Origin of the sequence: Paenibacillus sp. D2_2 (assembly GCF_031199965.1) — a bacterium.
Taxonomy (GTDB): domain Bacteria; phylum Bacillota; class Bacilli; order Paenibacillales; family Paenibacillaceae; genus Fontibacillus.
The window spans coordinates 3,341,598-3,355,306 of sequence record NZ_CP133605.1 but is presented as its reverse complement, the minus strand read 5'-3'; the positions used below and the strand labels follow the sequence as shown (position 1 = coordinate 3,355,306).

Below are 13,709 nucleotides of genomic sequence, written 5' to 3'. Positions count from 1 at the left end.
AAGCAGATGCCGCAGATCGACTGAAGCGGCTCTAACAACTATTTAAAACGGGAGGAATATATCAATGTTAAGATCGATGTACTCTGGCGTATCCGGGATGCGCGGGTTTCAAACGAAACTTGACGTAATCGGCAACAACATCGCCAATGTAAATACCGTTGGTTTCAAAGCTGGACGCGTAATGTTCAAGGATATTATGAGCCAGACCGTGTCTGGGGTTACCGCACCTAATGAAGGAGAGAGCGGCGGTGTGAATGCCAAGCAAATCGGCCTTGGTGTATCCATCGGCTCGATTGATACGTTACATACAGGTGGTAGTGCAATGACGACCAATAATCCGCTTGATTTGCGGATTGATGGGGATGGATTCTTCTTGGTTAAATTGTCTCCTGATCAGGAGGTTCCTTTCCTGACGAGAGCAGGGGATTTCCATCTGGATGCGGCACGTCAATTGGTAACTTCCGATGGCTTGCTCGTCTGTGACGCAGGCGGTGAGGTGCTTGAACCAATTGGTGAGGACGTAACAGCATTCTCAATTGCTGCAGACGGAACGATCATCCAGAAGATGAGCACAGGAGAGACGGAGGCAGGCAATCAAATTGGCGTAGCCAAAGTCACCAACCCAGAAGGGCTTGAGAAGATTGGCGGCAATCTGTATCGGGTTACATTAAACGCCATCGCTGATGGTGCACTTGAACCGACAACGGCAAATAATGCGGAAACGGGTACAGGTGCTATCGTCGCCGGACAGTTGGAAATGTCTAACGTCGATTTGACGGGTGAATTCACAGAGATGATTGTCGCGCAACGCGGATTCCAAGCAAACTCTCGGATTATAACGACTTCGGATGAAATATTGCAAGAAGTTGTTAACCTGAAACGCTAAGTCTAGACTAACGGGGGAGGGGATCTCTTCCCCGACTTATCGGATGGAACTGCGAGTTATAAAGGAAATACGGGCGACTTACGGTTAAGACGGGAGGTTAATAATGATTTCTGTCACACGCTTGAACGGCTCGCAAATGTGGCTTAACGCCCTGATGATCGAGACGGTTGAGGAAACACCCGATACATACGTAACCTTGGTTACCGGTAAGCGTATTATAGTGCTGGAGAAGGCGGCCGAAGTCATTTCAATGGTCAAAGAGTATTACAGTGAAATCGGCATCCACGCAGCATCCATTAAAGTGCAACAAACGGAGGAATGGTCATGAAGAAAATGGCGCCTTGGCTGATTACAATTTTGCTTGCAATTACCCTGATTGTACTGGCCGCCGTCCTGCTAACAAATCAAATTACGAATCCTAACCGGGGCAGTGAAGTGAAGAACGCAGTGGGTAATGTGGCAGTGCCTAAATCTCTATCAGCGGATGAGATCGTACAGGTCACCTCCACAATTGAAGGGATTAAGACGAATCTGTCTGATGCAGGCTACGTTGTCGGAATGGATTTCGCATTCCAAATGGACAGCGCTACTACGAAGGAAGCATTCGACAAGATCAAGGACTTTAAAATCAAACCGATCATCATCAAGACTTTAGCGGATACCAAGCCAGAGGAATTGACCGGAGCGAAAGGGAAAGACAATCTGAGCTCTAAATTGTTGAATTTAATCAATAAGTCACTGCCGGAAGGAAAATTGATTCAGATCGATATCACAAACTTTATTATGCAGCCGATCTACTAGAGTGAGTTCACAGGCCTCTACTACTAGTTGATATTGATAGAATTATTTTTCTTTGGAGGGGGTGAGAGGTTTGGTAGATGTATTATCGCAAAATGAGATTGATGCTTTACTAGCAGCACTTTCTTCGGGCGAAATGGACGCCGAGGAATTGAAGAAGGAAGAAACACAGAAAAAGATCAGATCCTACGATTTTAAACGAGCCGTTCGGTTTTCGAAGGATCATATTCGCAGCTTGACTCGAATTCATGAGAATTTTGCCAGATATCTTACCACCTATTTTTCGGCACAGCTTCGCACCTTTGTGCAGATCAATGTGGTACAGGTAGAACAGCTTCCGTATGATGAGTTTATTCGCTCAATACCGAAGATGACGATCCTTAATATTTTTGAAGCGGAACCGCTGGAAGGCCGGATGGTTCTTGAGGTTCACCCTAACGTTGCTTTCGCAATGCTAGACAGGCTCCTTGGCGGAATGGGAATCGCTCCGTCCAAGATTGGTTCATTGACAGAGATTGAGACGATCATCATGGAGAAAATATTCAGCCGGGCTTTTGACAGCCTTCAAGAGGCTTGGAAGACCGTGATCGATATCCAACCTCGAATGGAGGGACTCGAGACGAATCCGCAGTTTATGCAGATCGTATCTCCTAACGAGACAATCGCGTTGATCTCACTGAGTACGAAGATTGGCGACACCTCCGGAATGATCAATTTATGTATACCTCATGTTGTCATCGAGCCGATTATGCCGAAGCTATCAGTACATCACTGGTTCGTATCGCAGAAGAAGTCGAGGGCACCAGAAGAGATGGATGCACTGCGCAACCGGGTCAGCAAAGCAAATTTGCCGATCATAGCAGAGCTAGGTGAATCAAACATCACCGTACACGAGTTCCTGGAACTATCCGTAGGCGATGTAATCTCCATGAACAAGACGGTTCAGCAGGGACTAGCTATTCGCGTCGGAGACAAATTGAAATATATCGGCAGCCCGGGTACGCTCAAGGATCGGGTAGCTGTTCAAATTGATGAAATTGTCAGCGAAGGAGTTGAGGAGCTTGACGAGTAAAGATTATTTATCCCAGGAAGAGATTGATGCCTTGCTGAAGCAGGCTAATCAGGATACACCCTCTGAACCAACGGTATCGGACTTTTTGACGCCGCTTGAACAGGACGCACTGGGTGAGATTGGTAACATAACTTTCGGAAGTGCGGCAACCGCGCTGTCCACATTGTTAAGCAAGAAGGTCGATATTACGACCCCAAAAGTATCTATTATTACACGATCTCAATTTGAGGCTGAGTTCCCCAAACCGCACGTAGCTGTTCATGTACAATATGTTGATGGGTTTGAAGGAATGAATTCACTGGTTATCAAGACCAGAGATGCTCAGGTCATTGCTGATCTGATGCTCGGGGGAGATGGTGATCCGGCTGAAGAAGACTTGAATGATATTCATATTAGTGCTGTACAGGAAGCAATGAACCAGATGATGGGCTCGTCAGCTACATCTATGTCGACGATATTTAACCGTTTCGTGAACATCTCGCCGCCAGGAATCGATATTCTAAATATGACGAACGGTACTGGAATTAATAACCTGCCGTCAGAAGAAACATTAATCAAAGTATCTTTCCGGTTGACCATTGGTGATCTGATCGATTCAACGATCATGCAGCTACTGACGGTGAAATTTGCTAAGGAAATGGTAGAGAGCTTGATCAATGGTTCCACATCTGAGCCGGCTAAACAGGAGACTGCAGTAGCTGCGGCACCACCGGCACCAGCTTATGAGCCGCCAGCGCCAGTCTATGAAACGCCTGCTCCTACATATATGGCGCCGTCCATGCCGTCTCAGCCAGTACCCCAGCAACAGGGATATTATTACCCGCCGCAGGAAAGGCCTATGGCTGAACCGCAGCACTTTGGAGCGGTACCGGGACGTCACTTAAACGTTCAACCGGTACAGTTCGCTAACTTTGGAAATCCAGCTTTAGGTCAAATAGATGAAAATAATTTAAACTTACTGATGGACATTCCCCTTAAAGTCACCGTAGAATTAGGAAGGACCCAAAAGCAAATTAAGGATATCTTGGAATTGTCACAGGGATCGATCATTGAGCTTGATAAGCTCGCTGGTGAGCCAGTGGATATTCTAGTGAACAACAAGCTGATCGCGAAGGGTGAAGTCGTGGTCATCGATGAGAACTTTGGGGTTCGCGTCACAGATATCGTTAGCCAATGGGATCGAATACAAAAATTACAATAGTAGAGCTTAGGGAGGATTTTAAAGCAATGGCAAATCGAATTCTAATCGTAGACGATGCAGCATTTATGAGAATGATGGTCCGTGATATTTTAACGAAGAACGGGTTCGAGGTTGTCGGTGAAGCCCAGGATGGGGCACAGGCTATCGAAAAATATAAGGAGTTACACCCTGATCTGGTAACCATGGATATTACGATGCCAGAAATGGATGGGATTGCAGCATTGAAGGAAATCAAGAAAATCGACGCGAATGCAAAAGTAATTATGTGTTCTGCGATGGGACAGCAAGCAATGGTTATCGATGCGATCCAAGCTGGAGCGAAGGATTTTATCGTTAAGCCGTTCCAATCTGATCGGGTAATCGAAGCGATCAATAAAACTTTGGGAATATAGGTTACCGTTATGCCTCCGACACAGACGGATTCCCAGTTGCCAGTCGGTGATTATAATATTTGGGGAAACCTGTTTACGGTTATCGTTGTTCTGGCCGTTATCATTGTCTTAATCATTGTATTAATTCGTTTTCTAGGCAAAAAGAACCGCTATTTGTCGCAAAGTCGATCGATCCGTACTCTGGGAGCTATCGGTCTGGGACCAAATAAATCGCTGCAGGTCATTGAAATTGGTAGCAGTATTTATCTGGTTGGTGTAGGTGAGAACATCTCCATGGTCGATAAAATTTCCGACCCTGAAGAAGTCATTCTTTTGCAGCAGGCTTTTGAAGAAGAGGGGACCGAGTTTGCTGGACTGACCTCAGTCTTTTCTGGACTCGTCTCCCGCTTCCGCAAAGGCAATGTAGTGCAGGAGGAAGAGCTGGATGAAACGGCGTTTCACGAAATGTTCCATGCCCAGCTGCAGAAGATGCCGAATCGTAAGCGGCAAGTGCAGGAGCTGCTGAAGGATCAGCAGCAACAATCTACAGATCGGTTGAGGGATTCATGAAGAACAAAGTTATTATTATAAGCTTGGCTCTGATGCTCTTGAGTGTCTTTGCCGTGACCGTGGCTTCTGCAGCTCCGACCGATCCGATTCCGGATTTGAACATCCAGATCGGTAATCCTGATGGCGCACCGGGTACAAGCTCTTTATCCATTATTCTGCTGATCACGGTCATTAGTATCGCTCCTGCGATTCTAGTATTGATGACCAGTTTTACAAGAATTGTGATTGTGCTCGGCTTCGTACGCAACTCGCTCGGAACGCAGCAGATGCCCCCTAACCAGGTACTGGTCGGGCTGGCGCTTTTTTTAACGCTTTTTGTCATGAGTCCTACTTTGTCTACTGTGAATGAGGTAGCTCTACAGCCCTATATCAAAGGGGAAATCTCTCAGACTGAAGCACTGAACAAAGCAGCAGTCCCGATGAAGAAGTTTATGTACTCGCATACTCGGCCGAAGGACCTGCAATTGTTTATGAGCTATACGAAGACGGCCAAGCCGGAGAAATATGAGGATATCCCGATCACCGTAATGGTACCAGCTTTTGCGATCAGTGAGTTGAAGACGGCGTTTCAGATGGGATTCCTGATTTATATTCCGTTCCTGATCATCGATATCGTAGTAGCCAGCGTTCTTATGGGGATGGGGATGATGATGCTTCCTCCAGTCATGATCTCGCTACCGTTTAAGATTTTGCTATTTGTACTCGTAGACGGTTGGTATCTGGTCATTAAGTCGCTGCTGGCCAGCTTTGTTACATAGCAGTGTTTCATCGATGATAGTATTTATGGCAATTAATGCGGGGGATGTCCCCCGCCTGATTCGCGAGTTTAGAGGAGGGAAGACGGTTCATGAGTTCGGAATTTATTATCGGTTTGGCCGGACAAGCCGTTTATACCGTTCTGAAGGTAAGTGCACCGATGCTTCTGATTGGTCTACTAGTCGGGCTTATCGTTAGTATATTTCAAGCGACGACGCAGATTCAGGAGCAGACCCTGGCCTTCATTCCAAAAATCGTTGCCATTTTAATTAGCTTGTTAATATTCGGTCCATGGATTCTGTCAACGCTCGTTGATTTCACCTATGGGATTTTGAATAATCTTGCCAATTACATCAGTTAGGCCGGGACGATCATGGACATTATTTTGCAGAACGCTTCCGTTTACATGTTGATTTTTTGTCGAATGACAGCATTTTTTGTAGTTGCACCGATATTTTCATCAAAGGGTGTTCCGAACAGTTACAAGATCGGATTGTCGGCAATTATTGCTGTCTTCATTTTGCTCATACAAGGACAGAATCAGGTGGTTCCCAGCGATCTTAGCTATTTGCTGGTCGCGGTCCGCGAAATTCTGATTGGACTCTTAATGGGCTATGTAGCGACCTTGCTATTTATGGTCATTCAGATGGCTGGCTCATTTATTGACATTCAGATGGGTTTCGGGATTGTTAACGTGCTGGATCCAATTTCAGGTACAAGTGTACCAGTGATCGGTAATCTGAAGTATGTGTTTGCTACGCTGATCTTTTTTAGTATGAATGGCCATCACTATTTGCTCGATGCAGTGATTCGCAGTTATAACTGGATTCCACTGTCAAATGATGTGTTTCAAAGAATCTATAATGGAAATCTGTCGGAATTTCTTATCACTACGTTCAGTCAGATGTTTATGTTGGCTTTTCAAATGGCTGCACCGCTTGTGGTAGCTCTGTTCCTGACAGATGTGGCATTGGGATTTCTAGCCCGAACGGCACCCCAATTCAACGTGTTTGTCATCGGCATCCCGTTAAAGATCTTGGTGGGTCTGACGATGCTGCTTCTCCTGATTCCAAGCTTCATCTATGCGTTTGAGCATTTGTTTGAAGTGATGTTCCGTGCGCTGCACAATTTGTTTGCTACCATCGGAGAGGCGCCGAAGTAAGGAGGAGAATCGAAGGTGGCATATCGGATTAAGCTGGATTTGCAATTATTTGCTGGTGAGAAGACGGAGAAAGCGACTCCGAAGAAGAAGCAGGATGCAAGAAAGAAAGGGCAGGTTGCAAAAAGCCAGGATTTATCAGGGGCGGCGATTCTATTCTCTTCATTCCTAAGCCTGCTCATCTTTGGCGGATATATCAAGGAACGAGTTGTCTTTATGTTCTCAGATGTGTTCTATCACCGCTTACAGATGAATGTGACGAAAGAGAATGTAATGGTCATGTTCGGTGATTACGCCATTCAGATCTTGCTTACGCTGGCACCGATTTTCCTCGTTGCGATAGTAATGGCTCTTATCGTCAATTATGCACAGGTCGGCTTTCTGTTCGACCGGTGACCCGCTAAAAATGAAGTTCAGTAAGATCGATCCGATCAAAGGCTTCAAGAACATCTTCTCGATGCGCTCACTTGTTCAGTTCCTGAAGTCGATATTGAAGCTGTGTATTATCGGTTTTCTTGTATATTCGACGATTTGGGGCGCTAGGGACCAGATTTCGACGCTTGGCTACGTTTCGATACAGGATTCATTTCATTTTACGGCCCAATTGACGATGAATCTGGGCTTGAAGATTGCGGGTGCTCTTATTGTACTGGCAATCCTTGATTATATTTATCAGAAATACGAACATGCGAAGAGCTTGAAGATGTCCAAGCAGGACATTAAGGACGAGTATAAGAAAATGGAGGGTGATCCCCTCGTCAAAGGGAAAATCCGTGAGCGGCAAAGGCGGATGGCTCTCCAGCGGATGATGCAGGAGGTGCCGAAAGCGGACGTTATTATTACGAACCCGACTCACTTTGCTGTAGCGCTCAAGTACGATGGAACGCAGATGGATGCACCTAAAGTTATAGCTAAAGGTCAAGATTATGTGGCTCTGCGTATCAAGGAGATCGCCAAGGAGCATGGCGTAATCACAATGGAAAATAAGCCGTTAGCACGCGCCCTTTTCCAGAGAACAGAAATCGGCGATTCGATACCTGCGGATCTGTTCCAAGCCGTAGCCGAAGTGCTGGCATATGTATATAGATTACAAGGTAAAGTGAAATAAAGCTTTCGGATCGGAGGAAGACCGGTGAAGAAGTTCAAAGATCTATTCATTTTAGTCGGGATAATCGGTATCGTTCTACTCATGATCGTTCCCATTCCGACATGGCTACTGGACATTCTTCTCATTATTAATATATCGCTCTCGCTAACGATTTTGTTAGTGGCGATGAATACGAGGGAAGCTCTGCAGTTCTCGATCTTCCCGGCCATGCTGCTCATAACGACCCTGTTCCGGCTTGCGCTTAACGTATCGACGACCAAGCTGATTCTGGGACAGGCCAAAGCCGGGCATGTAGTTGCAACATTTGGCTCTTGGGTAGCTCAAGGGGAACCGGTTGTCGGCTTTGTTGTCTTCCTGATTCTGGTGGTCGTACAATTTATCGTTATTACCAAAGGCTCGGAGCGGGTTGCAGAAGTTGCTGCACGCTTCACCTTGGACGCGATGCCCGGGAAGCAAATGAGTATTGATGCAGATCTTAACGCTGGCTTGATTAATGAGCAGCAGGCTCGCGAGCGTCGTAGAAAGATTGAGCGCGAAGCCGACTTCTACGGAGCGATGGACGGTGCCAGTAAGTTTGTCAAAGGTGACGCAATCGCAAGTATCATTATCTTGCTGATCAATTTGATTGGCGGATTTATTATCGGTATGACGATCCATAAGATGGATTTCCAATCATCCTTAGGGACTTATTCATTGCTAACGATTGGGGACGGACTTGTTAGCCAGATCCCGGCGTTGCTGATTTCAACGGCATCAGGTTTGATCGTTACCCGTGCTTCTTCGGAAGGAAATCTTGCCGATGATATTACTAGCCAGTTGTTTACATATCCGAAGCTGATCTATATCGTAGCAGGCACCATCACAGTGCTTGGCCTATTCACGCCAATCGGACCTTGGACGACTCTTCCATTAGCAGCTCTGCTGTTGTTTGCGGCAAGACGGATGCAGAAGAATATGAACAAGAAGCAGATCGAGCAGGAACAGCAGGAGGAGGAACAGCAGATCGAAGAAGTTCGCAGTCCGGAGAGCGTCATCAACTTGCTCCAGGTAGATGCTATTGAGTTCGAATTCGGCTACGGGCTTATTCCGCTGGCGGATACGGCCCAGGGCGGCGATTTGCTTGATCGAATCATTATGATCAGGCGACAATGCGCGCTTGAGATGGGGCTAATCGTCCCGGTAATCCGAATTCGCGACAATATTCAACTAAAACCGAATGAATATGTCATCAAAATTAAAGGAAATGTCGTTGGCGGTGGTGAATTATTACTTAATCACTATTTGGCAATGAGTCCGGGGATGGATGACGATTCCATTACAGGCATTGAGACGAAGGAACCAGCCTTTGGCTTACCAGCTATTTGGATTAATGAGACGACCAAGGATCGCGCTGAGCTAGCAGGATATACTGTTGTCGATCCGCCATCTGTTGTTGCAACGCACCTGACTGAGCTGATTAAGAGCCATGCCCATGAATTGCTAGGACGTCAAGAGACGAAGACATTAATCGACAATTTGAAAGAGAATTATGCGGTTCTTGTCGACGAATTGATTCCATCGGTACTATCGATTGGGGACGTTCAGAAGGTGCTAGCTAAACTGCTTAGAGAGAAATATCGGTCCGTGACTTAGTGACGATATTCGAAACATTGGCGGATTATGGAACCTATACGAAGGATCCTGACATTCTGACCGAATATGTTAGACAGGCTCTCTCGCGGCAGATCACTCAGCAATATTCACAACAGGGAGAGACAATGCGCGTCATTACAGTTGGACCTTCGCTGGAGAAGAAGATTGCTGAGAGCGTACAGCAAAGCGAGCAGGGAAGCTATCTCGCAATGGATCCAGCCTCTAGTCAGACTCTCTTCCAGAAGCTGACTGAGCAGGTCAATCGTCTGATTCAATCCGGTCAACAGCCGATCGTGCTGACGTCGCCTACGATCCGTATGTATTTGCGGCAGATCATTGAGCGGAGTATGCAGGATATACCGGTATTGTCCTATAGTGAACTGGAACCGAATGTTGAAATTCAAAGCGTCGGAGTGGTGAACTTATGAGAGTAAAACGGTATATTGTCGATACAATGCCTGATGCTATGCAGAAAATACGAGATGAGCTTGGTGCAGACGCCGTTATTTTAAGTACAAAAGAGATGAAAATCGGCGGGTTTATGGGAATGTTCCGAAAGAAGAAAATCGAAGTTGTCGCGGCTACAGAGGGAAGCGATACGGGGGCATCTAAAAAGGAGTCAGCCGCCCCTCAGCTGCCCCAGTTAGACCAATGACTAGATCTTTTGCATCGGATGTATATATGAAGTCTAGTGAATCTATGCCGGCCTCCGGGGGAAGTGCATCACAGCGCCCGAAGCTGCCGGCGGAAGCAGATAATCCGATTCTGAGCAGAGCTTTTGATGTCCTTCATGAAGCGAGCGCGTCATCCGCACGGAAGGAAGAGAATGAAATTGCTCAGGTCAGAACATCTGAACCGAGGCTGACGGAGGAGCATCGCCCTCCTTCGGCCTCAGTCGGATTAAATACGACTAATAGTCCTAGAGAGGAAAGGCTGCTGGAAGAAATTCGTGAGATGAGGACCTGGCTGGAACAGTTGGCCAAGAATCAGAAAGGCAGTCGTGACTTGCCGGAGCCGCTAGGCGCGTTCCAGAATCGACTACTGTCTAAGGAGTTCTCACCACAGCTGGTCGAAACCTGGGTAGATAAAGTGTATGATAAATGGCTTGACTCTAAAGAGTCGATGTCTGATGATGATTTGCTTCAGGAAATTCAGAGATGTGTGTCTGGCTCATTGGAGGGACGCATCGATGGCGGAATTGACGAGAATACGCGGATCGTCTATATCGCCGGACCGACCGGGGTAGGCAAGACGACAACGATCGCTAAGCTTGCTGCGGATCAGATATTCCGGGCTAGGAAGAAAGTCGGTTTCATTACAGCAGACACTTACCGAATCTCGGCGATAGAACAGCTTAGGACTTATGCATCGATCCTTAATGTACCAATCGAGGTCGTGCAGTCACCAGGAGATGTACAGAGGGCAGTGCAGCGATTAGAGCAATGTGATCTTATCCTGATGGATACAGCTGGACGCAACTATTTGAATGAGATTCATGTAGCTGAATTGCATAGTTTGATTAACGCTAATGAGAATAGCGAGACCTACTTGGTCCTTAGCTTGACTTCCAAGACGCAAGATATGGAGAGAATTGCCGAGCATTTCAGCAGGTATGGGCTGAAGAAGGTAATTTTTACGAAGTTGGATGAAACGGAAAGCATAGGTCCGATGTTCAATTTGCTGCAGGATTACCCTGTAGCCATGTCTTATATTACAAATGGTCAAAATGTCCCTGATGATCTGCTGGTCGCGGATTCAAAATTCATGATTGATCTCGTCATGGGAGCTGGCAGAGCATGAGTGATCAAGCCCAGGCGTTAAGACAACTGGTTTCTTCTTACAGGGGACTGGCGGAAGCTTCCAGTAAACAACGTACTGCACGCGTACTGACGGTCAGCAGCGGGAAGGGTGGTGTAGGGAAGTCCAATTTCACGCTTAATTTTGCACTCGCTCTGAAATCATTAGGCAGGAAAGTGTTGGTATTCGATGCAGACATCGGTATGGCCAACATTGATGTGCTTATGGGAGCGAGGCCAAGGTACAATCTCTATCATCTATTAAATAGAGAGAGAGAAATAGCGGAGATCGTCGAGCTGGGAACGCAGGGGCTACCTTTTATCGCAGGAGGATCGGGCCTAGCGGACCTATTTCTATTATCGGAAGATGATCTTAATTATTTCACATCACAGATAGAGACTGTATCAGAAGAGATGGATTTTATTATTTTTGATACAGGAGCCGGGCTTTCCAAGGAGACATTAAAGTTCATTACTGCGGCTGATGAATGTCTGGTTGTAACTACACCGGAGCCGACTTCCATTACGGATGCCTATGCGTTGATCAAAGTCGTGCATGGGCTAGATGATCAGGTCAATTTCCGACTTGTAGTGAACCGCGTGAGTGGCGAGAGTGAAGCTCACCAGGTAGCTGATAAAATCTCACTCGTCTCACAACGTTTTCTTGAGATGGAGATTCCGATGTTAGGTTATTTAAGGGATGACCCCCATGTCATGCAGGCAGTCAAAAGGCAAACCCCTTTTATTACGGCTTTTCCCGCTAGTGCAGCTGCGCGTGATATTCAGCGCCTCGCGATGACTTACTTAGATGTTCCACAGAATAAACCGGATGATACTTTATCAGGAATCAAAGGATTCATGCATAGGTGGTTAAGACGTGACAAGTGATTCTGAAAAGAAGCTAAAGGTGGATGCGGGATGCGAGAAATGTCTTATCGGGTTATGGTAGTTGACGATTCAGGATTCATGCGCAAAATTATATCCGATTTGATTGAGCTGGACTCGGCATTTAAGGTAGTGGCCACGGCCGCTGATGGACGCGAAGCGATTGATAAAGTAGCTGAGCTAAAACCTGACGTGGTCACGATGGATGTTGAAATGCCTGAGATGAACGGGCTGGAGTCGTTAAAAGTAATCATGAAGGATCATCCCCTCCCTGTTATCATGCTCTCTGGCATTAATGAAGAAGGTATGCGGGAGACGATCATGGCGCTAGAGCTTGGTGCTTTTGATTTCATCCGTAAACCGCTCGCATCAACTAGCTCGTATGATATCGAGCAGGTCGGTCGGGAGCTACGGGAACAGATGAAAGCAGCGATGCTGGCCAAGGAGAGAGAGAGATGAGACAGGCGGCGCTTGAAGCGAAGCTTCAGGAAGCGCTGAATCCTCTGGACCTACCCGTTATTCCGGTAAGTAGGAAACGGAGGCCCGACCCGGAACGGCCGACATCAGACAAGCCGGGCGCAGCTAAGCCGCCAAAAGAGATGCTGAACTCACGAGCAGTCGCCGTGCTGATAAGCCTGCTACAGCAGTCGGTTCGAAAAGGCAGGAGAAGTTTGGCTTCACGAAGGGCAGCGAGTTAACGACGGATGGTCTGGATGTTAGGAAGTTATCGCAACCGAAGGCTCCAGTGGCCGCTTCGCGGGAGGTTCCAGTGAAGCCGGAATCTGCGAAGAAAGCTAAGGACACGAAGCTGCGAAGACAGTCTCTCACGGAAGCCAAGGTAGAATCGTTGGATATGGAACGTCCGCGGAGCCGTTCAAGAACCGAGTTTACGGATCTCGTCGCGATCGGGACTTCAACCGGAGGTCCCAAAGCGTTAAAGGCTGTGCTGGAGAAACTGCCAGCCGACTTTCCGGCTCCGGTCGTCATCGTGCAACATATGCCTCCTAATTTTACGAAATCCTTAGCCCAGCGCTTAAATAGCCTGAGCGCTATGAATGTAGTGGAGGCGGAGGAAGGAATGGCACTGCTTCCTGGAAATGCATATATCGCTCCTGGTGGTTTGCATTTACAGGTGGCTTCTGGAGCCGGCGGAGGATATCAAGCAGCCCTATCGAAAAATGAAGCCTGCAATGGGCATAGGCCGTCGGTAGATGTAATGTTTGAATCGCTCCTGTCGCTGCATGGGTTGAAGAAGCACGTTGTTCTTCTTACCGGAATGGGAAGCGATGGAGCAAGGTCGATGAAGCGTCTTTATGATGCCGGTGTGACATCGACCATCGCCGAGAGTGAAGAGTCCTGTGTCGTATACGGCATGCCGCGTTCGGCGATTGAGATGGGATGTGTGAGCCAGATATTGCCGTTAGAGCAAATTGGCTCGAAGCTTATACAGATTGTGAAATAACGGAATCTCTCGA

At 47.1% G+C, this 13,709-nt stretch carries 13 protein-coding genes and 3 pseudogenes; all 16 read left to right on the top strand.

All coding sequences use genetic code 11. The annotated features are described in order from the left end of the window. Positions 1–64: 64 nt before the first annotated feature. The 16 genes and pseudogenes from flgG to RE628_RS16985 all read left to right on the top strand — a co-directional run bounded on the left by flgG (position 65) and on the right by RE628_RS16985 (position 13,696). A complete protein-coding gene (gene flgG, locus RE628_RS17055) occupies positions 65–886 on the top strand; it encodes a flagellar basal body rod protein FlgG (RefSeq protein WP_309154178.1) in 822 nt (273 codons plus the stop codon). Between the two features lie 103 nt (positions 887–989). Then, complete coding sequence (locus tag RE628_RS17050) at positions 990–1,214, top strand: flagellar FlbD family protein (RefSeq protein WP_309154177.1); 225 nt, start codon at positions 990–992, stop codon at positions 1,212–1,214. Beyond that, the gene (locus tag RE628_RS17045) at positions 1,211–1,687 is read left to right on the top strand and encodes a flagellar basal body-associated FliL family protein (protein ID WP_309154176.1); all 477 of its coding nucleotides are present in this window, start codon (positions 1,211–1,213) and stop codon (positions 1,685–1,687) included. The genes RE628_RS17050 and RE628_RS17045 overlap by 4 nt, the downstream gene beginning before the upstream one ends. Before the next feature lie 70 nt (positions 1,688–1,757). Continuing rightward, positions 1,758–2,756: a flagellar motor switch protein FliM gene (gene fliM, locus RE628_RS17040; protein WP_309154175.1), complete on the top strand. Its 999-nt coding sequence runs from the start codon at positions 1,758–1,760 to the stop codon at positions 2,754–2,756. Further along, complete coding sequence (fliY, locus tag RE628_RS17035; protein ID WP_309154174.1) at positions 2,746–3,957, top strand: flagellar motor switch phosphatase FliY; 1,212 nt, start codon at positions 2,746–2,748, stop codon at positions 3,955–3,957. The genes fliM and fliY overlap by 11 nt, the downstream gene beginning before the upstream one ends. Before the next feature lie 26 nt (positions 3,958–3,983). Continuing rightward, the gene (locus tag RE628_RS17030) at positions 3,984–4,349 is read left to right on the top strand and encodes a response regulator (RefSeq protein WP_251407161.1); all 366 of its coding nucleotides are present in this window, start codon (positions 3,984–3,986) and stop codon (positions 4,347–4,349) included. Between the two features lie 9 nt (positions 4,350–4,358). After that, on the top strand, positions 4,359–4,898 hold the full coding sequence (locus tag RE628_RS17025; RefSeq protein ID WP_309154173.1) for a flagellar biosynthetic protein FliO: 540 nt from the start codon (positions 4,359–4,361) through the stop codon (positions 4,896–4,898). Next, complete coding sequence (fliP, locus tag RE628_RS17020; RefSeq protein WP_309154172.1) at positions 4,895–5,656, top strand: flagellar type III secretion system pore protein FliP; 762 nt, start codon at positions 4,895–4,897, stop codon at positions 5,654–5,656. The genes RE628_RS17025 and fliP overlap by 4 nt, the downstream gene beginning before the upstream one ends. Positions 5,657–5,745: 89 nt before the next feature. Further along, the gene (fliQ, locus tag RE628_RS17015) at positions 5,746–6,015 is read left to right on the top strand and encodes a flagellar biosynthesis protein FliQ (RefSeq protein ID WP_309154171.1); all 270 of its coding nucleotides are present in this window, start codon (positions 5,746–5,748) and stop codon (positions 6,013–6,015) included. Between the two features lie 12 nt (positions 6,016–6,027). Next, the gene (gene fliR, locus RE628_RS17010) at positions 6,028–6,816 is read left to right on the top strand and encodes a flagellar biosynthetic protein FliR (protein WP_309154170.1); all 789 of its coding nucleotides are present in this window, start codon (positions 6,028–6,030) and stop codon (positions 6,814–6,816) included. A gap of 15 nt (positions 6,817–6,831) precedes the next feature. Next, positions 6,832–7,921: pseudogene (gene flhB, locus RE628_RS17005) on the top strand (flagellar biosynthesis protein FlhB). 81 nt (positions 7,922–8,002) lie between these two features. Next, positions 8,003–9,981: pseudogene (flhA, locus tag RE628_RS17000) on the top strand (flagellar biosynthesis protein FlhA). Continuing rightward, positions 9,978–10,208, top strand: a complete 231-nt coding sequence (locus RE628_RS29695) for a hypothetical protein (RefSeq protein ID WP_375142927.1) — start codon at positions 9,978–9,980, stop codon at positions 10,206–10,208. Before flhA ends, RE628_RS29695 begins: the two are co-directional and overlap by 4 nt. Continuing rightward, complete coding sequence (gene flhF / locus RE628_RS16995; protein ID WP_375142926.1) at positions 10,205–11,353, top strand: flagellar biosynthesis GTPase FlhF; 1,149 nt, start codon at positions 10,205–10,207, stop codon at positions 11,351–11,353. Before RE628_RS29695 ends, flhF begins: the two co-directional genes overlap by 4 nt. Further along, positions 11,350–12,237, top strand: coding sequence for a MinD/ParA family protein (locus RE628_RS16990; RefSeq protein WP_309154169.1), 888 nt, complete (start codon positions 11,350–11,352; stop codon positions 12,235–12,237). Before flhF ends, RE628_RS16990 begins: the two co-directional genes overlap by 4 nt. A gap of 39 nt (positions 12,238–12,276) precedes the next feature. Further along, positions 12,277–13,696, top strand: a pseudogene (locus RE628_RS16985) (chemotaxis response regulator protein-glutamate methylesterase). The last annotated feature ends 13 nt before the right edge of the window (positions 13,697–13,709 follow it).

Bases quoted from the DNA above. Each gene is read 5' to 3' on its own strand.
- fliR (WP_309154170.1), top strand. From the start codon at position 6,028: ATGGACATTATTTTGCAGAACGCTTCCGTTTACATGTTGATTTTTTGT.
- RE628_RS16990 (WP_309154169.1), top strand. From the start codon at position 11,350: ATGAGTGATCAAGCCCAGGCGTTAAGACAACTGGTTTCTTCTTACAGG.
- RE628_RS17050 (WP_309154177.1), top strand. From the start codon at position 990: ATGATTTCTGTCACACGCTTGAACGGCTCGCAAATGTGGCTTAACGCC.
- fliQ (WP_309154171.1), top strand. From the start codon at position 5,746: ATGAGTTCGGAATTTATTATCGGTTTGGCCGGACAAGCCGTTTATACC.
- flhF (WP_375142926.1), top strand. From the start codon at position 10,205: ATGACTAGATCTTTTGCATCGGATGTATATATGAAGTCTAGTGAATCT.
- RE628_RS17030 (WP_251407161.1), top strand. From the start codon at position 3,984: ATGGCAAATCGAATTCTAATCGTAGACGATGCAGCATTTATGAGAATG.
- RE628_RS17045 (WP_309154176.1), top strand. From the start codon at position 1,211: ATGAAGAAAATGGCGCCTTGGCTGATTACAATTTTGCTTGCAATTACC.
- RE628_RS17025 (WP_309154173.1), top strand. From the start codon at position 4,359: ATGCCTCCGACACAGACGGATTCCCAGTTGCCAGTCGGTGATTATAAT.
- fliP (WP_309154172.1), top strand. From the start codon at position 4,895: ATGAAGAACAAAGTTATTATTATAAGCTTGGCTCTGATGCTCTTGAGT.
- flgG (WP_309154178.1), top strand. From the start codon at position 65: ATGTTAAGATCGATGTACTCTGGCGTATCCGGGATGCGCGGGTTTCAA.
- RE628_RS29695 (WP_375142927.1), top strand. From the start codon at position 9,978: ATGAGAGTAAAACGGTATATTGTCGATACAATGCCTGATGCTATGCAG.